Genomic DNA, 20,377 nt, shown 5'->3' with positions numbered 1-20,377 from the left:
GGCCCTGGCACTGGGCCGAGCGACGGCCCGGGTGCGGGTCCGGGCCACGGCCCGGGGGCGGGTCCGGGCCACGGCCCGCAGGCGGGTCCGGGCCACGGCCCTGGCGCGGGTCCGGGCCACGGCCCGCAGGCGGGTCCGGGCCACGGCCCTGGCGCGGGTCCAGGCCACGGCCCGCAGGCGGGTCCGGGCCACGGCCCTGGCGCGGGTCCAGGCCACGGCCCGCGGGCGGGTCCGGGCGCTGGGCCGAGCGTCGGCCCTGGCACTGGGCCCCGCGCAGATCGGAGCGACGGTCCGGGCGCGGGTCCAGGGTTCTGCCCGAACTGGTGGCCGGGGCTTTGTTCTGGCACGGAGCACGGCGCGGGTCCGGGGGCGCGCCCGAGCACGGGTCCTGGCGCGCGGCCGGGGCCGTGCCCTGGGGCCTTTCCGGGGCCGTGCCCTACTTGCTGCCCGAGGCCGCGCCCAGCAGTCGCACCACCTCGCGGCAGGCCGCCGGGACGGGGGCCACGACGGGGACGGCGAGGCGGGTTCGGAGCGCTTCTGCCGCGTCGCCGAGTGGGCCGCCGCCGATGACGACGGCCTCGGCTCCGTCGCGTACGACGCAGGCGCGCGCGGCCTCCGTCAGGGCGGCGAGCAGTGAATCGGGGTGGGCGGCGAGCTGTTCGGGGGTGCCGGAGGTGAAGCGGGCGCCGGTGTACGCGGCGGAGAGGCCGAGGCGGGCGACGTGGGCGTCGATCGCGGCGGCGAGGCGCGGCGTGGTCGTGGCGATGCCGAAGCGCCGTCCGCCCTCGGCCGCTTCGGCGAGCGCGGCCTCGCCGATGCCGACGACGGGGACGGGCGCGGGCACGGGCACGGGAAAGGCGACGGACGAGCCCACCGTCGTAGCGGCCGGCGTTCCGGGACGGGCTTCGCCGCCCGTCCTACCGGGCCGCGCCCGGCGGCGGAGCCAGGTCCGCAGCTCCTCGACTCCGGGGTCGCCGAAGGCGCCCACGATCAGGGCGGCGCAGTCGCCGGACGCCAGGGCTTCGCGCGCGGCGGCGAGGACGTGCGGGGCGGCTTCACCGAGCGCGGCCGGGTCGGTGAGCATCGCGGGGCCGTGGGCGACGGTCACGCCGCGCACGCGCAGGCCCGGGACGGCGAGCGCGCGGCGCGCGATGGCCGTCATCATGCGGGTCGTCGCCGTGGCGGTGTTGGGGTTGATCAGGACCACGGCCGGCGCCCCGGGCCCCGCGGGGTGCGCGGGATCCGGGGCGGGCGGCGACGGTGGCAGTGGGCGGCTCACGGGATCAGTGGACGTGCGCCGCCTTCGCCGCCGCCGTCTCCGAGATCTCCTCGCCCGGTTCCATCGGCGCCGTCACCGTGTCGTCGTTCCGGTGCCCGCCGAGGTGGTTGAAGACGAAGTTCAGCAGCACGGCGGCGACGCAGCCGGTGGAGATGCCCGAGTCCAGGATGATCTTCGCGGTCTCGGGGAAGGCGTGGTAGAACTCCGGTTTCGTGATCGGGATGATGCCGACGGCCAGCGAGACCGCCACGATCAGCACGTTGTTGTCCTTCTCCAGGCCGGCCTTGACCAGGGTCTGGATGCCGCTGGCCGCGACCGAGCCGAAGAGGACGACGCCCGCGCCGCCGAGCACCGGCCGCGGCACGACCGAGATCAGCGAGGCGGCCATCGGCGACAGGCCCATGAGGACGAGGAAGCCGCCGCCGCAGGCCACGACGAAGCGGCTGCGGATCCGGGTCATGGCGACCAGGCCGATGTTCTGGGCGAAGGCGCTGCACATGAAGCCGTTGAAGAGCGGGCTGAGCGCGGAGCCGAGGGTGTCGGCGCGCAGTCCGGCCGCGATGGTCTTCTCGTCGGCCGGCCGCTCGACGATCTCGCCGAGCGCGAGCATGTCGGCGGTGGACTCCGTCATGGAGACCAGCATGACCACGCACATGGAGATGATCGCGGCGGTCGCGAACTGCGGCGCGCCGAAGTGGAAGGGCGTCGGGAAGCCGACGACGTCGGCCTGCCGCACCGGGGAGAAGTCGGCGACGCCGAACGGGATCGCGATGACCGTGCCGACGACCAGGCCGACCAGGACGGCGACCTGCTTGAGGAAGCCGGTGGTGAAGCGCCGCAGCAGCAGCACGATCACGAGGGTGATGCCGGCGAGCGACAGATAGGTCGTCGAACCGTAGTCGTCGGCCTTCGGGTTGGGACCCTGCGCCCAGCCGAAGGCGACCGGCAGCAGGGAGACGCCGATGAGCGTGATGACGGACCCGGTGACGACCGGCGGGAAGAACCGCACGAGCCGGGAGAAGAACGGGGCGGCTATGAAGCCGAGGAGTCCGGCGACGATGATCGCGCCGAAGATCACCGGGAGCGCGTCGGCCTTGTCCTTCGTCGTGTTGACGATGGCCAGCATCGGGGCGACGCCGGCGAAGGTGACGCCGTTGACGAAGGGCAGCTTGGCGCCGATCTTCCAGACGCCGAGGGTCTGGAGGAAGGTGGCGAGGCCGGCGGTGAAGAGGCTGGCTCCGGTGAGGAACGTCAGTTCGGTCGGAGTGAGGCCCACGGCCGCTCCGACGATCAGGGGCGGGGCGACGACGCCCGCGTACATGGCGGCCACGTGCTGCAGACCGCTGGTGAGCATCTTGGCTGGGGGCAGCGTCTCGTCGACCGGATGCTTGGTCCGGTCGGCGTCGGGGACGGCCCCTTCGGGGGCGGTGTTTGCGTCTGGTGCATTGCGAACCTGGGGCTTGGCGGCCACGGCGGTTCCTCCGGTCAGGTACACGTCGGCGGGGACGTGGGATGCAGGGAGGTGGTGCGATGCGGTGCGGGGTGCAGGAGGTGCGGCTCGGTGCGGGGGTGGTGCGAGGGGGGTGCGGGAGGTACTGCGGTGGTGCGCCGGCGGAGGGGGTGCGGCGCGGGACGGGTGCCCGGTGGGGGGGCGGGCGCGGGTTCACCGTTCCGGGGGGTGCCGTACGACTTGGCGTACGTACACCCCCCGGCCCGGCTGCCGTGGGCCCCGCTCGGGTCCACGGCGACCGACCGAGGGCCGTCCCCCTCGGTCGGACGTCTTGGGGTGGGTCAGCTCCGGGCCGCGATACGGGCCAGGCGCTGCGCCTCCGTGCGCGCGTCGCGCGCGATGGTGTCCTCGTCGACGGTCAGGAGTCGGTTGTCCTCGACGATCTGCCGGCCGTTGACGAAGGACGCGGTCACGGGGGCCGCCGCGCCGAAGACGATCGCGGTGACCGGGTCGGCGATCGACGAGTGGCCGAGGCCGTCGATCCGCCAGAGGACGAAGTCGGCGAGCTTGCCCGGCTCCAGGGAGCCGATGCTGTCGGCGCGGCCGAGGACCTGCGCGCCGCCGTAGGTGCCGAGACGGAGGGCCTGGCGGGCGTTCAGCGCGGCCTCGCGGTGGTGGCCGAGGCGGTTGATGAGCAGCGCGTTGCGCAGTTCGGTGTGCAGTTCACCCGACTCGTTGGAAGCGGTGCCGTCGACGCCGAGGCCGACCGGCACGCCCGCCCTGAGCATGTCCGGGACGCGGGCGATGCCGGCGGCGAGCCGCGCGTTCGACGAGGGGCAGTGGGCGACACCGGTCCTCGTGCGGGCGAAGGCCGCGATGTCGGAGTCGTTCATGTGGACGCAGTGCGCCATCCACACGTCCTCGCCGAGGAAGCCGGTGGACTCGAAGTAGTCGGTCGGGCCCATGCCGAACAGCTCGTGGCAGAACTTCTCCTCCTCCACCGTCTCCGAGCCGTGGGTGTGCATCCGCACGCCGAGCCGGCGGCCGAGGGCCGCGCCCTCGCGGAGCAGTTCGGTGGAGACGGAGAAGGGCGAGCAGGGGGCCACGGCGATCTGGGTCATCGCGTCGAAGGAGGCGTCGTGGTGCTGCTTCACCGTCTCCTCGGTCGCGGCGAGCGCGCCCTCGGTGGTCTCGACGGCGAAGTCCGGCGGCAGTCCGCCGTCCTTCTCGCTGCGGTCCATGGAGCCGCGGGCGAGGGTGAAGCGGACGCCCATTTCGCGGGCGGCGCCGATGATGGCGCCGGACAGGTCGCCGGTGCCGCGCGGGAAGACGTAGTGGTGGTCCATGGCGGTGGTGACACCGCCGCGGGCCATCATGGCGAGGGAGCCCTGGGCGGCGACGCGCACCATCTGCTCGTCGATCCGCGCCCAGGTCGGGTAGAGCGCGACCAGCCAGTCGAAGAGGTTGTGGTCGGTCGCGAGCCCACGGGTGATCCACTGGTAGAAGTGGTGGTGGGTGTTGACCAGGCCCGGCGTGATCAGATGGCCGGTGGCGTCGATCCGCCGGACCACGTTGTCGAGGCCGTCCGGCGCGCGGCCGGCGCCGATGGACTCGATCTTGTTGCCGGCGACGACGAGATGGCCGGCGGCGTACTCGGTGTCGTCCGCGTCGACGGTCGCGATCGCCGCATTCTCGATGACGATGCGCCGGGGTGCTGCCGAAGGTGCTGCCATGGCGGTGCTTCCTTCATCAACAGGGGGATGGTCGGGCACGGCAGGACCCTAGGAGGATTTGAGTGCCGGAGCCGTCTGACGGTGCCGGGTGCCGAGATGATGGAAGAAGAGGTTCAGCAGTACGGCGACGAGCGCGCCGGCGCTGATGCCGGAGCCGAGCACGGTCTGCGCCCAGGCGGGGAAGCCGGCGTAGAAGCTGGGCGCGGCGAGCGGGATGATGCCCGCGCCGAGCGCGACGGCCACCAGGATGATGTTGGAGCTGTCGTCGAGGCCCGCTTCCGAGAGGGTGCGGATGCCGCTGACGGCGATCGAGCCGAAGAGCACGATGCCCGCGCCGCCGAGGACCGGCATCGGCACGAGGGAGACGACCGCGCCGAGCACCGGGAAGGCGCCGAGGACCAGGAGGGCGCCGCCGGCGACGGCGACCACGTACCGGCTGCGTACCCGGGTCAGCGAGACGACGCCGACGTTCTGGGCGAAGGCGGAGGTGGGGAAGCCGCCGAAGACCGGGCCGAGGAGGGTGGCGATGCCGTCGGTGCGCAGGCCGCGGGTGATGGTCTGGCCGTCGCTGCGCCGGTCGCAGATCTCGCCGAGGGCGAGCATGCCGGCGCTGGACTCGGTCATCAGGACCAGCATCACGATGCACAGAGAGAGGATCGCGGCGGGCTGGAACTCGGGGGCGCCGAAGGCGAAGGGGGCGGGCAGCGCGGCGACCGGCGCCTCGCGCAGGGCGCTGAAGTCCGCCATGCCGAAGGGGATCGCGGCGACCGTGCCGATGAACAGGCCGAGGAGCAGGGCGATCTGCTTGACGAAGCCCTTGCCGAAGCGCTGGAAGAGCAGGATGACGACGAGCGTGAAGCCGGCGAGTGCCAGGTACCTCATGTCGCCGAAGTCGGCGGCGTTCTTGTCGCCGCCCTGGGCCCAGCTCACCGGGACGGGCATCAGGGTGACCCCGATGAGGGTGATCACGACGCCGGTGACGAGGGGCGGGAAGAAGCGCAGGAGGCGCCCGAAGAAGGGGCCGACGGCGAGGCAGAAGACGCCGGCGACCATGACCGCGCCGTAGATGGCGGGGAGTTGGTGGCCCTTGGCGCTGGTCTCGGCGATGGCGAGCATGGGCGCGATGCCGGCGGAGGAGGCCGCGTTGACGAACGGCAGCCGGTTTCCGGCGAAGCGGCCGAGGCCGAGGGTCTGCAGGATGGTGGCGCAGCCGGCGATCAGCAGGCTGGCGGCGATGAGCCGGGTCATTCCGGCGGCGTCCAGGCCGACGGCCTGGCCGATGATGAGCGGAGGGGTGACGACGCCTGCGTACATGGCGGCGATGTGCTGGAGCGCGGCGGGGACGAGCCGCGAGGCGGGGAGTTTCTCGTCCACCGGGTGGACGGCCGATTGCCGGGCCATGCACATCTCCTGAGCCGTAGTAAACTGCTTGCCTTCCCTCAGGAAGAGCGGTCAGGGCTTGACCGCCGCGAGGCCGCGGCCGAGCGGGAAGCCCCCATGGGGCGGAGTCACGTGAGGTTCCCTCCGGTTTCAACCGGCTTTTGCGGGAACTCGCCCCCGAGGCGACTGCAGTGCCTCGGGGGCTTTTCAGTGCCGCTTAGAGGTTGGTCATGTCGACCGGGATCTGCGCCGTGGCGCCGTCCCTGAGGATGGTGGCCTCGATCAGGCCGTACATGCGGTCGGCGGCGTAGTAGACCTCGTTGTCGTTCTTCAGGCCGAAGGGCTCGAGGTCGACGAGGAAGTGGTGCTTGTTCGGGAGCGAGAAGCGGACCTCGTCGATCTCCGCGCGGTGGTTGATGATCCGCGTGGCCATCTGGTAGAGGGTCTGCTGCAGCGAGTACGAGTAGGTCTCGGCGAACGCCTCGAGCATGTGCTTCTTGGTCTGCTCGTAGGACCGCTCCCAGTTCGGCATCCGCTGCTCGTCGTCGGTCCAGTTGAACCGCCACTGACCCGACACCTGGGTGGCAAGGATCCGGTCGTACGCCTCCTTGAGGGTGGTGTACTTGTCCTTGATGTAGCCCCAGAACTCCGAGTTGGTGGAGTTCATGACGACGAGGTCCTTGAGGCCGGAGATGACCTCCCACTTCTCGCCGTCGAAGGTGACCTGGGTGGTGCGGGTCTCCTGGCCCTTGCGGACGAAGGAGTGGTTGACCTCGTCGGAGCCGATGAACTTCGAGTTGGCGTCCGAGGTGGCGATCCGCTCCCAGGAGTACTCCTCGATCCGGATCCGGGCCTTCTTGATCGGCTCCTGGCTCGTCACGAAGTGACGGGCGAGGTGGATGCCGAACTGCTCGGCGGACTCGATGCCGTACTCCTTGGCGAACGCGAAGACGGTGTTCTTCGTCGTGTCGGTGGGGAGGCAGTTGGCGTTGGAGCCGGTGAGGTGGACGTCGTCGAGGTCACCGGAGAGGGCGACGGAGACGTTCAGGTCCTTGATGTGGTGCGTGCCGCCGTCGCGCGTGATCTTGACGACGCGGTTCTCTGCTTTGCCGTACTGGTTCTGGCCGAGAATCGTGGGCATGTCTGCTAGCTCCCTCGGTAAACGGAGTAGCCGAACGGGTTGAGCAGCAGCGGTACGTGGTAGTGCTCGCCCGGTACGACGGCGAACGTGATCGCCACCTCCGGGAAGAACACACCGGTCGCACCGCTGTCCCGATTCGCGGGGGCGTCCTGCTGCGCCTCGGCTTGCTTGTTCTGCTGTGTCAGGAAGTACGCCTCGGTCTCGAAGTCGAGACGTACGTGGGTCGTGCCCTCCGGCAGGGCCGGCAGGTCCTTGCAGCGCCCGTCCGCGTCGGTGGCGGAGCCGCCCAGGGCGACCCACTCCGCGCCGGAGCCGGCGCGGGCCGCGAGCGCGATGGCCACGCCCTCGGCCGGCCGGCCGAGGCTGGTGTCCAGGATGTGGGTGGACACCGAGGCGGTGGTGTCGGTGCTCATCAGTTCTCTTCCTCGGTCTCTACGAGACGGGTCAGGCGGATGCGGTTGATCTTGCCCAGTTCGGTGCGGACGATCTCCCGCTCCTGCTCGGGCGAGTTCTCGATCCGTGCGCGGATCGCGTCGCGCATCTGCTCGCCGGTCTTCCCGGTGGCGCAGATGAGGAAGACATGGCCGAACCGGTCCTGGTAGGCCAGGTTGAGTTCGAGCATCTCGGCCTTGAGCTCCGCGGAGGCGCCGGCCATCCCGCTCTGCTCGCGGGAGGAGGTCGGGTCCCCGGCCTTCGGACGACCGATCGGCGGGTGGCCCGCCATCGCCTCGGCCAGGTCCTCGGCGGTCAGCTCGGCCATGGCGGCGTCGCTGGCGAGAAAGAGGGCTTCGGCGGTGGCGTACGGGCGCTGGGCGAGGAGCTTGCTCCCCCACGCCGAACTGGAGCACACCTCGTGGAGTGCGGCGACGGCGTCGCCGTCCGCCGAGGTGTTGAACCGGGCGAGACCCGGAGTCGTACCTGAAGTCACGGGAAGCCTCCGTGGCTGTTTTTCGCTGTGCGTCGGACGGGCTGCGGATAGCTAACGCCCTCCGCAACACCACGTCAACACTTTGTTGAAAACTCGGTCATACAAAAGCCGTCATCCCGACATGCGGACGACGGCTTGTGGCAAGACATGATCAACTAACCGTTCTTCGGGGGTTTTTGCCTGTTCAGGGCAGTCTCCCGATTCAGGTAGTTGTAGACGGTGAAGCGGGAGACGCCCAGCGCACCGGCCACCGTCTCCACGCCGTGGCGCACCGAGAAGGCACCGCGTGCTTCCAGGATGCGGACGATCTCCTGCTTCGCCTTGCGGTCGAGTTCGGCCAGCGGCATCCCGTGCCGCCGTTCCATCGCCGCGAGGATGTGGTCAAGGGACTCGGACAGCTGCGGCAGCCGTACGGCGAGCACGTCCTCGCCCTCCCAGGCGAGGACGACGTCGTCGGACCCGGCCTGCTCGGGGCCGAGCAGTTCCGCGCCCATCGCGTCCACCAGCGGTTTCACGGCCGCGACCAGGGGGTGCTCGGTCACTTGCCCGCCTCCCCCGACCCGTCGAGGACGTTCACCTGGAGCGAGACACGGGTGGCGCCCGCCGCCAGGGACTTGCGCAGCAGCTCGTCCACGGCGGTGAGCACGGCGTCCGCGCCGCCCTCCGCCGTGTTGCCGAAGGGGCCGACGTCCACCGCGTCCAGCTCGGCCGACTGGATGACCTCACGAGCCACGACCGCGTGTGCCGGCGCCTCGTCGAGGTCGAACGGCTCGGTCGTGAACTCCACTCTCAAACGCACCATGCCCCCACGCTACGGCCCGTCCGGGCCCCAGCGGGAGCCCCGGACCTGCGGGGACCTCTTGACAAGTCGGTCGCTCCCGCTACAACATTCCGTCAGACAGAAAGTTACTTCCGCAATACGGAAGGAGCGCCGCCCCTCATGGCCCGCTTCTCTGAAGGCGCCGGCACGGACCAGCGCTTCGATGTGAACCTGTCGATCCTCTTCACGGAACTCCCGCTCCTGGAGCGCCCCGCGGCCGCCGCCGCGGCGGGCTTCACCGCGGTCGAGCTGTGGTGGCCCTGGATCGACACCGCCACCCCCGAGCAGAGCGAGCTCGACGCCCTCAAGAAGGCCCTCGAGGACGCCGGCACCCAGCTGGTCGGCCTGAACTTCTACGCGGGACAGCTCCCCGGCCCGGACCGCGGCGCGGTCTCGGTGCCCGGCGAGGAGTCGGACCGCTTCCGGGCCAACATCGACATCGCGGCGGACTTCGCCGCCTCGGTCGGCTGCAAGGCGCTGAACGCGCTCTACGGCAACCGCGTCGAGGGTGTGGACCCGGCCGTCCAGGACGAGCTCGCCCTGGAGAACCTGGTCCTGGCCGCCCGCGCGGCCGACCGGGTCGGCGCGATCCTGCTGATCGAGACCCTCAACAAGCCGGAGTCGCCGCTCTACCCGCTGGTGAGCGCCCCCGCCGCCATCGAGATCGTCGACAAGGTCAACGCGGCCACGGGGCTCGGCAACGCCAAGTTCCTGCTCGACATCTACCACCTGGCCATGAACGGCGAGGACGTCAGCCAGGTCATCGCGCAGTACGCCGACAAGACCGGTCACGTCCAGATCGCGGACATGCCGGGCCGTGGCGCCCCGGGCACCGGCGAGCTGCCGCTCGCGGACCTGCTCGGCGAGCTGAAGAAGGCCGGTTACGACGGCTGGGTGGGCCTGGAGTACAAGGCCGCCGACGCCGCCGCCTCCTTCGAATGGCTGCCCGCCGAGGACCGCGCGGCGCGCTGACCCTCGCCCCCTCCCCGTACCACCTTGTTTTGAGAGGCACCCTCATGAGCAACCTCCCCAAGATCGCGTGGATCGGCCTCGGCATCATGGGCTCCCCCATGTCCGAGAACCTGATCAAGGCCGGCTACTCCGTCACCGGCTTCACCCTCGAGCAGGACAAGCTGGACCGCCTGGCCGCCGCCGGCGGCACCGCGGCCGGCTCGATCGCCGAGGCCGTCAAGGACGCCGACGTGGTCATCACGATGGTGCCCGCCTCGCCGCAGGTCGAGGCCATCTCCTACGGTCCCGAGGGCATCCTGGAGAACGCCAAGCCGGGCGCCCTGATCATCGACATGTCGTCGATCACCCCGCAGACCTCCGTCGACCTGGCCGCGAACGCCAAGGAGAAGGGCATCCGCGTCATCGACGCCCCCGTCTCCGGCGGCGAGGCCGGCGCCATCGAGGCCGTCCTGTCGATCATGGTGGGTGGCGAGCAGGCCGACTTCGACGAGGCCCTGCCGATCCTCCAGGCCCTCGGCAAGACCATCGTGCTCTGCGGCCCGCACGGCTCCGGCCAGACGGTGAAGGCCGCCAACCAGCTCATCGTCGCCGTCAACATCCAGGCGTGCGCCGAGGCCGTGGTCTTCCTGGAGAAGTCCGGCGTGGACCTGAACGCCGCCCTCGACGTCCTCAACGGCGGTCTGGCCGGCTCCACCGTGCTGACCCGCAAGAAGGACAACTTCCTGAACCGGGACTTCAAGCCCGGCTTCCGGATCGACCTGCACCACAAGGACATGGGCATCGTCACCGACGCCGCCCGCAACGTCGGCGCGGCCCTTCCGGTCGGCGCCGTGGTCGCCCAGCTCGTCGCCTCCCTGCGTGCCCAGGGTGACGGCGGCCTGGACCACTCGGCCCTGCTGCGCGCCGTCGAGCGCCTCTCCGGCCAGCAGGTCTGACCCAGATTTCCGGGCGGCGGCGGCGCTGACACCTGTCCTGTCGCGCCCAGGCGCCGCCGCCGTCCGGAACACCACACTTCATTTTCAACAAACTGTTGACGTCGTTTGCCGGGCGTACCTACGCTCCAGAGCACTTGACCAGTAGCAGTGCAGCTCACGGAAGGTCCACCATGTCGAAGCGCGTGCTTACGACCGAGTCCGGCGCCCCCGTCGCCGACAACCAGAACTCCGCCACCGCCGGCGTCGGTGGCCCCATCCTCCTCCAGGACCAGCACCTGCTGGAGAAGCTCGCGCGCTTCAACCGTGAGCGCATCCCGGAGCGCGTGGTGCACGCCCGCGGCTCCGGCGCGTACGGCTACTTCGAGGTGACCGACGACGTCACGGCCTACACGAAGGCCGCCTTCCTCTCCGAGGTCGGCAAGAAGACCGAGACCTTCCTGCGCTTCTCCACCGTGGCCGACTCGCTCGGCGGCGCGGACGCGGTCCGTGACCCGCGCGGCTTCGCGCTGAAGTTCTACACCGAAGAGGGCAACTACGACCTCGTCGGCAACAACACCCCGGTGTTCTTCATCAAGGACCCGATCAAGTTCCCCGACTTCATCCACTCCCAGAAGCGCGACCCGTTCACGGGCAAGCAGGAGGCGGACAACGTCTGGGACTTCTGGGCCCACGCCCCCGAGGCGACCCACCAGATCACCTGGCTCTTCGGCGACCGCGGCATCCCGGCCTCGTACCGCCACATGAACGGCTACGGCTCGCACACCTACCAGTGGACCAACGAGGCGGGCGAGGCCTTCTTCGTCAAGTACCACTTCAAGACGAACCAGGGCATCCGCTCGCTCTCCGCCGAGCAGGCCGCCGAGCTGGTCGGCAAGGACGCCAACTCGCACCAGACCGACCTGCTGCAGTCCATCGAGCGCGGTGTGTGCCCGTCCTGGACCCTCTACGTCCAGATCATGCCGGCCGCCGAGGCCGCGGACTACCGCTTCAACCCGTTCGACCTCACCAAGGTGTGGCCGCACGCCGACTACCCGCTGCAGCGCGTGGGCCGCCTGGTCCTCGACCGCAACCCGGACAACGTCTTCGCCGAGGTCGAGCAGGCCGCCTTCTCCCCGAACAACTTCGTGCCGGGCATCGGCCCCTCGCCGGACAAGATGCTCCAGGGCCGTCTCTTCGCCTACGCGGACGCCCACCGCTACCGCCTCGGCGTCAACCACACCCAGCTGCCGGTCAACGCCCCCAAGGCGACCACGGCCGACAACTACGGCCGCGACGGCTTCATGGCCACCCGCAACGGCTCGCGCCACGACAAGAACTACGAGCCCAACTCGTACTCGGGCCCGGCGCAGACCGACAACGCGCTCTCCGCGCCGCTCGCCATCCACGGCTGGACCGGCACCCACGCGGCCCCGGAGCACGCCAAGGACGACGACTTCTTCCAGGCCGGTGAGCTCTACCGCCTGATGTCCGAGGACGAGAAGTCCCGTCTGGTGTCCAACATCGCCGGCAGCCTCTCCCAGGTCGCCCGCGAGGACATCATCGAGAAGAACCTCGCCCACTTCGCCGCCGCCGACGCCGAGTACGGCCGGCGCGTCGAGGAGGCCGTCCGCGCCCTGCGCGAGGACTGAGCCTTCGACTCCAAGGCTGCGTACGGCACCTGACGGGAGGTCAGTGCCGTGCGCGGTCCGGCTCGCCGGCCCGGATGAGGGGTGGTCGTCGAGCCGGACAGCGTGAGGACCGCGGTGGCGCCGAGCCAGTGCGGTGGTAAGGACCCGCGGCTCCCCTTCTTGACCTGAAGGAAGGGGACCCGGCCGCGGCGTCCGTCGGTGCCACCGCGGTCCCAACGCACCCCCTTCTCGCACGGAAGGGGGCCAGACTCCGCCCGGCGGCGCGAACGTCCTGTCGCGCCAGCCTCGCACCGTCGGGCGGTCACCACGTCGCGCAGCGCGGTTTACGGTCCCGCGCTGGGCGTTCGAAGACCAGGGTCTGACCCATGCACAGAGGGTCAGGCCCTGGTCCTTTTCGTGTCCGCGTACGTGCGGTACGCATAGGCCGCCCGGTCCTCCGCGTCCGTGTCCAACGCCGCCGCACGGACGAGACCCTCGACGAGACCGTGGTCGGGCGACAGCCGGCAGGCCGGGTCGGTGCGGGCCGCGTCACCGGTCAGCGCGTACGCCTGGCAGCGGCAGCCGCCGAAGTCCTCCGCGCGGCGCGGACAGGTGCGGCACGGCTCCCGCATCCAGTCGGTGCCGCGGTACCGGCCGAAGGCCGCCGAGTGCTCCCAGATCCAGGCGAGCGGCCGGGTCAGCACGCTGGGCGCGTCGATCCCTGGCAGCGTCGCCGCCGCCGGACACGGCAGGACGGTGCCGTCGGGGGTGACGGTGAGCGAGACCTGTCCCCAGCCGCCCATGCAGGGCTTCGGCACTCCCCCGTGGTGGTCGGACGCCACCCACACCAGCTCGGTACGCCCGGCGAGGCGCGACCGCCACCAGCGCACCCGCTCCGCCGCCCGGGCCAGCTGCGCAGGGCTCGGCAGGAGCGCGGCACGGTTGCGCAGGGCCCAGCCGTAGTACTGCGCGTTGGCCAGCTCGATCCGGTCCGCGCCCCAGGCGAGTCCCAGTTCCACCAGGGCGTCGACGGCGTCGAGGTTGGCCCGGTGCAGCACCACGTTGAGGCCGAGCGGCAGGCCCGCGTCCCGCACCAGCGCCGCGGCCCGCTCCTTCGCCTCGTACGACCGGCGCCCGGCGATCCGGTCGGAGGCCGGCGCCTCGGCGTGCTGCACCGACAGCTGTACGGCGCGCAGCCCGGCCGCCGTCAGGCCGGCCAGCCGCTCCTCGTCCAGGCCGAGACCGCTGGTGACGAGCTGGGTGTGGACGCCCGCCGACTCCGCGGCCTCGACGATCTCGGCCAGATCCGTGCGCAACAGCGGCTCCCCACCGGACAGATGGGTCTGTACGACACCGAGCTCGGCGGCCTGCCGCAGCACGTCCTGCCACTGGGCGGTGCCGAGCTCGCGCGAACGACCGGTCAGTTGCAGCGGGTTGGAGCAGTACGGGCAGCGCAGCGGGCACAGATGGGTCAGCTCGGCGAGCAGCGCCCAGGGCCGCGGCACGCGCTCGCCCGCCGTCACCGCAGCCAGCCCTCGGCCCGCAACCGGTCCAGGAACGCGGGGACCTCCTCGGCCACCGGGGCTCCGGGGAACCGTGCCGTCAGCTCGGCGAGGATCCCGGGCACCGTGCGCCGGCCGTCGCAGAGGCCGAGGACGCCGGCGGCCGCGCCGTGCAGCACGGCCACGCGTTCGGGCTTGACGAGCAGATCGGTGCCGCGCACGCGGTCGGGCCGCAGCACGACCGCCGGGGCGAGCACGGGACGCCAGCTCATCGCGCGTCCCCCGAGGGCGACGGCGAGGACGGCGGCGACGGCGAGGAGGAGGACGAGGGCGAGGACGACATCGACGGCGACGGCGGGGACGAGGGCGACGGCGAGCCCGCCTCCGAGGACGGGGGCGAGGACGCGTGGTCGACGGCGTCGAGCAGCGACCACAGGACCTCGCACTTGAAGGCGAGCGCGGCGACCGCCCGGTCCTGTCCGGCCCGGTCACGGGCCCAGTCCAGGACCAGCCGCAGCGCCTCGTCGCCGGCCTGCCGTCCCTGATGGACGCGGTCCCGGAAGTAGGCGAGCCCGCTGCTCCGGACCCAGGGGTAATGCCGCTCGAAGGCCGCCGTCCGGCGTCGCATGAGGTCCGGCGCGGACAGCTCGGTGAGCGAGGCCGCGACGGCGTCCAGGGCCGGGCGGTGGCGGCAGAAGTTGACGTACCCGTCGACCGCGAACCGCACCCCCGGCAGGACCTGCCGGCCGGCCAGCAGCACGGCCCGGTCGAGGCCGGCGGCCTCGCCCAGCCGCAGCCAGCGTTCGATGCCGCCCTCGTCCGCCGTGCGTCCCCCTGCCGTGCGTCCCCCTGCCGCGCGCCCGTCCTGCTGCTCCACCCGGCGCACCCACATGCGGCGCAGCTCCGGGGTGTCGAGCTTGGACATGATCAGCGCGTCCTTGACGGGGATGTGGCGCTGGTAGTGGAAGCGGTTGGTGATCCAGCGCCTCACCTCGTCGGGGCTCAACTCGCCTTCGTGCATGCGCACGTTGAAGGAATGCCGGTGGTGGTAGCGGCGCTCGACGACGTCACGGAGCCGCTCCTCGAACTCGGCCCTCCCCCACGGCTCGGCCGCGTCGGCTCCTGTCTCCGAGAGGGTCACAGCACGATCTCCGTTCCGTCGGCGGCCACTTCGATGCCCAGCCGGATCAGCTCCTTGTGCTGCGGGGCGTCGGGGTCGACCAGGGGATTGGTGTTGTTCAGATGGGTGTAGAGGCGGCGGCCCGGCAGGCCGGCGAGCCGCCGGGCCGTGCCGTTCGGCCCGGTGATCGGCAGATGGCCCATGGCCGTCGCGGTGCGGTCCGAGCAGCCCGTCGCGCGCGGTTCCTCGTCGTCCCAGAAGGTGCCGTCGACGATCACGCAGTCGGCCTCGGCGACGGCGGCCTGGAGGGCGTCCGGCCAGGCGCCGAGCGCGGGCGCGTACACGAGGGTCCGCCCGGTGGCGCGATCGGTGAGGCGCAGCGCCACCACCCAGGAGGCCCCGGGGCTGGTCGGCTGCGGGGCCGAGGCCGCGTAGCGGGGGTGTTTGCCGGAGACGGGCACGGCACCGACGTGGACGGTGGAACCGGGCGTGAGCGGTTCGTCCGGGCTGTCCGGGCCACCTGCGACACCCGGGCCAGCCGGGCTGCCCGGCAGCGGAAGCCGACGCCATGTCACATCGGCGTAGGGGGCGAGCAGTTCGCCCAGGCCCTGACGGTCCCGTACCGCGTCCCGTACCGGGTCGGCGGCGATCACCTCGAACCGTTCGGCCTCGCGGAGCCGGGCCAGGCCGAGGGTGTGGTCGAGCTCCGCGTCGGTCAGGACCACCCCGGCGAGCGGAGTGCGCCGCGGGTCGGTGCCGGGGCGCGGGTGCAGCGCCGGGCAGCGTTCGATCTGGTCCGCGATGTCGGGGGTCGCGTTGATCACGTACCAGCGTCCCGGAGCCGCCTCGACGGCGAGCGAGGCGTGCCGGCGGCGGCGCTCGGGGTGGGCGCGCGCGCCGGCGCAGCCGCGGCAGGCGCAGTTCCACTGGGGCACGCCTCCGCCGGCCGCGGTGCCGAGCACCTTGAGCAGCATGTCCGGGGGCGTCAGCGGGTGGCCTGGGAGTACCCGGTCACTTCGAGCGCGGTCTCGACGTTCGTGTGGCCGGGAGTCTGCCAGGCCTCTTCCGCCGGATGCGCGGTCTGTCCGGGCTCTCCGGGGTCCTGGGGGGTGTCCGGGTCCACGGGCGCGTCCGGGGTCATGGCTCGTTCCGCTGCCGGTTCCGGGCGGTCTCCGGCCGCCGTCCGCGAGCTGTTCACCATGAGCACGTCCTGCCCTTCGCCGATCGGATGGGAGGGGGTTCTCGCCTCAGCGTCGGCCGCCGTGGGCGGCCGGGCAAGCGGGGTCGGCCGGTCGGGTGTCCCGCGGCCGTGTGCCCGGCGGCCGTTCGGTGAGGACGAGCGCCAGGTTGACCGCGAGCGAGCCGGCCGCGAGCAGGGTCATCGCCGTGGCGGGCGAGGTGAGCTGGGCGAGCGCGCCCGCGAGGGCGGCGCCGAGACCCTGGAGCGCGAGCATGCCCGAGGTGTGCAGGCCGAGCGCGTGGCCGCTCAGCTCGTCGGGGACGAGGGCCGTGAGGCGTTCCTGGTAGAGCAGGCTCGCGCTGTAGCCGACGGCGGACACCGTGACGGCGGCCAGGGCGAGGGCGGGTCCGGGGCGGAGGACGAAGAGCAGGTACGGGGCCGCGAGCAGGGCCTGGAGGGGTGCGGCGAGCCGGGCCCGCCACGCCGGCGGCGCGAACCGCCCCACCACCGTGTCCCCGGCCAGCATCCCGGCAGCGGCGCAGGCGAAGAGCAGGCCGGCGCGCTCGGGGGCGTACGGGACGAAGAGCGACTCGCAGCCGACGACGAGCCCGTTGGGCACCCAGAGCGCCAGGTAGGTGTGGCGGCGCGGGCGCGAGGCCCACAGCCGGACGTTGGTCCGCCAGGTCGCGGCGGCCGAGGCCCGGCCGGTGGCGCGCGGGGCGCGCCGGGACAGGCCGGCGCGGGCGGCGATCGCCCCGAGGACGTGGAGCGCGGCGCCGGCGAGCAGGGTGCCGCGGGGCGAGAGCAGCGCGAGCAGCAGGCCGCCGGTGGCGAAGCCTGCGATCTGGCAGACGCCGACGGCCATGTTCATGACGGAGCGGCCGATGAGGTAGCGCTCGCGCGGCAGGATCTCGGTGAGCAGGCCGTAGCGGACGCCGCCGCCGACGGAGCCGACGAGGCCCTGGAGGAAGAGGACCGCGAAGGCGGCGGCGACCGGGAGGCCGGGGATCGCCTGGACGGCGGTGCCGGCCGCGAAGACGAGCGCGAGGGTGGTGAGCGCGGCGCGCGGCGGCAGCCGGTCGGCGGCGGAGAGCAGTGTGGTGGCGCCGACGAGCTGGGCGAGGGCCGGGCCGAACATGGCGAGGGCGGAGAGCAGCGGTGAGCCGGTGGCGCGGAAGACGAGGGTGGCGAGGCCGAGGCCGGAGAAGGTCTGGGCGGCGACCTGGGCGGAGCTCGCGAGGAAGAGCGGCATGAACTCGGGCGTGCGGAGGACGTCGCGGTAGCGGGGGCTTTTGCCGGAGCCGTTGCGGGGGCTGTGGCGGGGGCTGTTGCGGGGCATGCGCCGGAGTCTCGGGCAGGTCCGCGCCGCCCCGATATTGTTTCGCGCCGGGGCGAAACGATCAGGGGCGGGAGGGCACACGGTGGGCTGGTGGCGGATCGGTACGGACGCGCTCGCCGGCAGCCGGTTCGTCGTCTCGCCGCTCGCCGAGACCGTCGCCGCCCTGCAGACCCTGCACAGGGCCTCGGGCGCCCACCCGGGCGAGCGCGCCTGGCTGGCCGCGCACCTGCCCGCGTACCGGCGCCGTCTCGCCGCCGAACCGCTCGACGCCCTGCTCGTCCGGGCGGCGATCCGGCCGACCTGGAACGCGGACTTCCTGACGCCGACGCCGCTGGGCGAGGGCGAGCAGTCCTTCGAGGAGGAGGTCGTGGCGGTCCGGGAGGCCGAACCCGCCCACGCGGTCCCGCAGTTGGAGGTCGCGGTCGGCGGTCCCGTACCGGAGCCGCTGCGCTCGGCACCCGACCTGCCGCACCGGATGGCGACGGTCCTGGAGTGGGTGTGGCGGGAGACGGTGCTGCCGGACTGGCCGCGCCGGCGCCGGATCCTGGAGGCCGACATCACGGCGCGGACCGCTCGGCTCGCCCGGGACGGCTGGGCGGCGGCCCTCGACGAGCTGCGGCCGGGGCGGACGCGCTGGCTGGGTGACGGCCGGCTCCAGGTCAACGCCCTTGACAACCCGCCGCGTTCGGTGGACGGCGGCACGCTGCTCTTCGTGCCGGTGACCCCGTCCACGGGCTGGGTGTCATGGGAGGGCTCGGAGCGGTTCGCGGTGGTGTACGCGTGCGCGGGCGCCCTCGCCGACGACGACGGTCCGGCCGTGCCCGAGGCGCTCGGGACGCTGCTCGGGCGGGCTCGCGCCGGGATCCTCGTACGGCTCGAATCCCCGCTGTCCACCAGCCAGTTGGTGGCGCTGACCGGGCAGGGACTCGGCTCGGTGGGCCGGCATCTGAAGGTGCTGCTGGACGCGGGGCTGGTCCGGCGGCGTCGGGCGGGGCGCTCGGTGCTGTACGACTGGACGGAGGCGGGCGCCGTCCTCGTACGGGCACAGACACGATGAGGCCCCCGCCCCGGTGCTCAACGGGGCGAGGGCCTTGTCACGGCAGCCTGGTCAGTCCACCAGTGCGGTCAGACCTTCAGGGCCTGGTCCGACTTTCAATGCCTGGTCAGACCTTCAGAGCCTTGATCGCGGTGGGCGCGTGGCCCGGCTCGGTGGCCAGCTCCTCGAACTCGGTGACGTCGCTCATGTCGACCGTCTTGCTCATCGCGATGTTGGTGATGCGCTCCAGGATCGCCTCGACGACGACCGGGACGCGGAACTCGGCGGCCATCTTCTTGGCCTGCTCCAGGGCCTCGCCGAGCTTGCTCGGGTCCTCGACGCGGATCGCCTTGACGCCAAGGCCCTCGGCGACCTTGACGTGGTCGACGCCGTAGACGCCGATCTCCGGGGTGTTGATGTTCTCGAACTCGAGGTTGACCTCGAAGTTGATGCCGAGGCCGCCCTGCGCCTGCCGGATCAGACCCAGGTAGGCGTTGTTCACGAGGACGTGGACGTAGGGGACCTTGTGCTGGGCGGCGACCGCCAGCTCCTCGATCATGAACTGGAAGTCGTAGTCGCCGGAGAGGGCGACGACCGGGGTCTCCGGGTCGGCGGTGGCGGCACCGATCGCGGCCGGGATCGTCCAGCCGAGCGGGCCGGCCTGGCCGCAGTTGATCCAGTGGCGCGGCTTGTAGACGTGCAGGAACTGCGCGGCCGCGATCTGGGAGAGACCGATGGTGGTGACGTAGCGGGTCTCCGGGCCGAACGCCTTGTTCATCTCCTCGTAGACGCGCTGCGGCTTCATGGGGATGTTGTCGAAGTGCGTACGGCGCTGCAGGGTGGCCTTGCGCTCCTGCGCGGAGGCGGCCCAGGCGGAGAAGTCGGGCAGCTTGCCGGCGGCCTTCAGCTCCTTGGCGATCTCGACGAAGAGCTCCAGGGCGACCTTGGCGTCGGAGGCGATGCCGTAGTCAGGGGCGAAGATCTTGCCGAGCTGGGTGGGCTCGATGTCGACGTGGACGAACTTGCGGCCCTTGGTGTACGCCTCCAGGTTGTAGCCCGTGTGGCGGTTGGCCCAGCGGTTGCCGATGCCGAGGACGAAGTCCGACTCCAGGAAGGTCGCGTTGCCGTAGCGGTGCGCGGTCTGGACGCCGACCATGCCGGCCGCCAGCTCGTGGTCGTCCGGGATGGTGCCCCAGCCCATGAGGGTGGAGATGACCGGGATGTTGGTCAGCTCGGCGAACTCGACGAGCAGGTCGGAGGCGTCGGCGTTGATGATGCCGCCGCCGGCGACGATCAGCGGGCGCTCGGACTCCAGGAGGAAGCTCAGGGCCTTCTCGGCCTGGGCGCGGGTCGCGGACGGCTTGTAGACCGGCAGCGGCTCGTACGTCTCCGGGTCGAACTCGATCTCGGTCAGCTGGACGTCGATCGGCAGGTCGATGAGGACCGGGCCGGGGCGGCCGGAGCGCATCAGGTGGAAGGCCTGCTGGAAGACGCCGGGGACCTGCGCGGCCTCCAGGACGGTCGTCGCGGCCTTGGTGACGGGCTTGGCGATCGTGGCGATGTCGACGGCCTGGAAGTCCTCCTTGTGGAGCTTCGAGACCGGGGCCTGGCCGGTGATGCACAGGATCGGGATCGAGTCGGCGATGGCCGAGTACAGGCCGGTGATCATGTCGGTGCCGGCGGGGCCGGACGTGCCGATGCAGACGCCGATGTTGCCGGCCTTGGCGCGGGTGTAACCCTCGGCCATGTGGGAGGCGCCCTCGACGTGGCGGGCCAGGGTGTGGCTGATGCCGCCGACGTTCTTGAGCTCGCGGTAGAAGGGGTTGATCGCCGCACCGGGCACGCCGAACGCGTTGGTGACGCCTTCGCGCTTGAGGATCTCAACGGCCGCTGCTGCGGCGGTCATACGAGGCATGGGAGTGCTCCCTCTCCGGGGCCTTGACGGCTTGTTTCCA

Annotated in this window: 20 protein-coding genes; 4 read left to right on the top strand and 16 right to left on the bottom strand. The window is 71.9% G+C overall.

Annotated elements, in window-relative coordinates; all coding sequences use genetic code 11:
- Positions 1-436: 436 nt before the first annotated feature.
- The 9 genes from ACIRSU_RS06130 to ACIRSU_RS06090 form a co-directional block, all read right to left on the bottom strand.
- A complete protein-coding gene (locus ACIRSU_RS06130; protein WP_403789517.1) occupies positions 437-1,279 on the bottom strand; it encodes an aspartate/glutamate racemase family protein in 843 nt (280 codons plus the stop codon).
- Between the two features lie 4 nt (positions 1,280-1,283).
- On the bottom strand, positions 1,284-2,750 hold the full coding sequence (locus tag ACIRSU_RS06125) for a nucleobase:cation symporter-2 family protein (protein ID WP_403789516.1): 1,467 nt from the start codon (positions 2,748-2,750) through the stop codon (positions 1,284-1,286).
- A 320-nt stretch (positions 2,751-3,070) separates the two neighbouring features.
- Positions 3,071-4,462: an 8-oxoguanine deaminase gene (locus ACIRSU_RS06120; RefSeq protein WP_403789515.1), complete on the bottom strand. Its 1,392-nt coding sequence runs from the start codon at positions 4,460-4,462 to the stop codon at positions 3,071-3,073.
- Positions 4,463-4,510: 48 nt separating this feature from the next.
- On the bottom strand, positions 4,511-5,863 hold the full coding sequence (locus tag ACIRSU_RS06115) for a nucleobase:cation symporter-2 family protein (RefSeq protein ID WP_403789514.1): 1,353 nt from the start codon (positions 5,861-5,863) through the stop codon (positions 4,511-4,513).
- A 196-nt stretch (positions 5,864-6,059) separates the two neighbouring features.
- Positions 6,060-6,983 carry a factor-independent urate hydroxylase gene (pucL, locus tag ACIRSU_RS06110; protein ID WP_403789513.1) on the bottom strand — a complete coding sequence of 308 codons (924 nt, stop codon included), beginning with the start codon at positions 6,981-6,983 and terminating at the stop codon, positions 6,060-6,062.
- A gap of 5 nt (positions 6,984-6,988) precedes the next feature.
- Positions 6,989-7,396, bottom strand: coding sequence for a hydroxyisourate hydrolase (gene uraH / locus ACIRSU_RS06105; protein ID WP_403789512.1), 408 nt, complete (start codon positions 7,394-7,396; stop codon positions 6,989-6,991).
- Entirely contained in the window at positions 7,396-7,911 is a 516-nt protein-coding gene (gene uraD, locus ACIRSU_RS06100) for a 2-oxo-4-hydroxy-4-carboxy-5-ureidoimidazoline decarboxylase (protein WP_403789511.1), read from the bottom strand. Before uraD ends, uraH begins: the two co-directional genes overlap by 1 nt.
- Before the next feature lie 155 nt (positions 7,912-8,066).
- Positions 8,067-8,405 carry a helix-turn-helix domain-containing protein gene (locus ACIRSU_RS06095; RefSeq protein WP_403790187.1) on the bottom strand — a complete coding sequence of 113 codons (339 nt, stop codon included), beginning with the start codon at positions 8,403-8,405 and terminating at the stop codon, positions 8,067-8,069.
- A 44-nt stretch (positions 8,406-8,449) separates the two neighbouring features.
- Complete coding sequence (locus tag ACIRSU_RS06090) at positions 8,450-8,710, bottom strand: thiamine-binding protein (RefSeq protein ID WP_403790185.1); 261 nt, start codon at positions 8,708-8,710, stop codon at positions 8,450-8,452.
- 141 nt (positions 8,711-8,851) lie between these two features.
- On the opposite strand from ACIRSU_RS06090, the gene ACIRSU_RS06085 reads away from it, so the two are divergent.
- From ACIRSU_RS06085 to ACIRSU_RS06075, 3 genes are all read left to right on the top strand, one after another.
- Positions 8,852-9,703, top strand: a complete 852-nt coding sequence (locus ACIRSU_RS06085) for a TIM barrel protein (RefSeq protein WP_403789510.1) — start codon at positions 8,852-8,854, stop codon at positions 9,701-9,703.
- Between the two features lie 44 nt (positions 9,704-9,747).
- Entirely contained in the window at positions 9,748-10,638 is an 891-nt protein-coding gene (locus ACIRSU_RS06080) for a 2-hydroxy-3-oxopropionate reductase (RefSeq protein WP_403789509.1), read from the top strand.
- A gap of 170 nt (positions 10,639-10,808) precedes the next feature.
- Entirely contained in the window at positions 10,809-12,266 is a 1,458-nt protein-coding gene (locus tag ACIRSU_RS06075) for a catalase (protein WP_403789508.1), read from the top strand.
- A 377-nt stretch (positions 12,267-12,643) separates the two neighbouring features.
- Here the strand turns inward: ACIRSU_RS06075 and pqqE are convergent, their stop codons facing one another.
- The 6 genes from pqqE to ACIRSU_RS06045 all read right to left on the bottom strand — a co-directional run bounded on the left by pqqE (position 12,644) and on the right by ACIRSU_RS06045 (position 17,386).
- A complete protein-coding gene (gene pqqE / locus ACIRSU_RS06070) occupies positions 12,644-13,768 on the bottom strand; it encodes a pyrroloquinoline quinone biosynthesis protein PqqE (protein WP_403789507.1) in 1,125 nt (374 codons plus the stop codon).
- Positions 13,765-14,019, bottom strand: coding sequence for a pyrroloquinoline quinone biosynthesis peptide chaperone PqqD (pqqD, locus tag ACIRSU_RS06065; RefSeq protein WP_403789506.1), 255 nt, complete (start codon positions 14,017-14,019; stop codon positions 13,765-13,767). The genes pqqE and pqqD overlap by 4 nt, the downstream gene beginning before the upstream one ends.
- Complete coding sequence (gene pqqC, locus ACIRSU_RS06060) at positions 14,016-14,888, bottom strand: pyrroloquinoline-quinone synthase PqqC (RefSeq protein WP_403789505.1); 873 nt, start codon at positions 14,886-14,888, stop codon at positions 14,016-14,018. Before pqqC ends, pqqD begins: the two co-directional genes overlap by 4 nt.
- The gene (gene pqqB / locus ACIRSU_RS06055) at positions 14,885-15,841 is read right to left on the bottom strand and encodes a pyrroloquinoline quinone biosynthesis protein PqqB (RefSeq protein WP_403789504.1); all 957 of its coding nucleotides are present in this window, start codon (positions 15,839-15,841) and stop codon (positions 14,885-14,887) included. The genes pqqC and pqqB overlap by 4 nt, the downstream gene beginning before the upstream one ends.
- Positions 15,842-15,852: 11 nt before the next feature.
- Positions 15,853-16,008: a pyrroloquinoline quinone precursor peptide PqqA gene (locus ACIRSU_RS06050; protein ID WP_403789503.1), complete on the bottom strand. Its 156-nt coding sequence runs from the start codon at positions 16,006-16,008 to the stop codon at positions 15,853-15,855.
- 106 nt (positions 16,009-16,114) lie between these two features.
- Positions 16,115-17,386: an MFS transporter gene (locus tag ACIRSU_RS06045; protein WP_403789502.1), complete on the bottom strand. Its 1,272-nt coding sequence runs from the start codon at positions 17,384-17,386 to the stop codon at positions 16,115-16,117.
- Positions 17,387-17,468: 82 nt separating this feature from the next.
- Here ACIRSU_RS06045 and ACIRSU_RS06040 point away from each other — a divergent pair, with 82 nt between their 5' ends.
- Entirely contained in the window at positions 17,469-18,443 is a 975-nt protein-coding gene (locus tag ACIRSU_RS06040) for an ArsR family transcriptional regulator (protein ID WP_403789501.1), read from the top strand.
- 106 nt (positions 18,444-18,549) lie between these two features.
- On the opposite strand, the gene gcl is transcribed toward ACIRSU_RS06040, so the two are convergent.
- On the bottom strand, positions 18,550-20,337 hold the full coding sequence (gene gcl / locus ACIRSU_RS06035; RefSeq protein ID WP_403789500.1) for a glyoxylate carboligase: 1,788 nt from the start codon (positions 20,335-20,337) through the stop codon (positions 18,550-18,552).
- Positions 20,338-20,377: the final 40 nt, after the last annotated feature.

Source organism: Streptomyces sp. NPDC101160 (assembly GCF_044768205.1).
Classification (GTDB): domain Bacteria; phylum Actinomycetota; class Actinomycetes; order Streptomycetales; family Streptomycetaceae; genus Streptomyces.
This window is presented reverse-complemented; position numbering and strand designations above follow the sequence as displayed.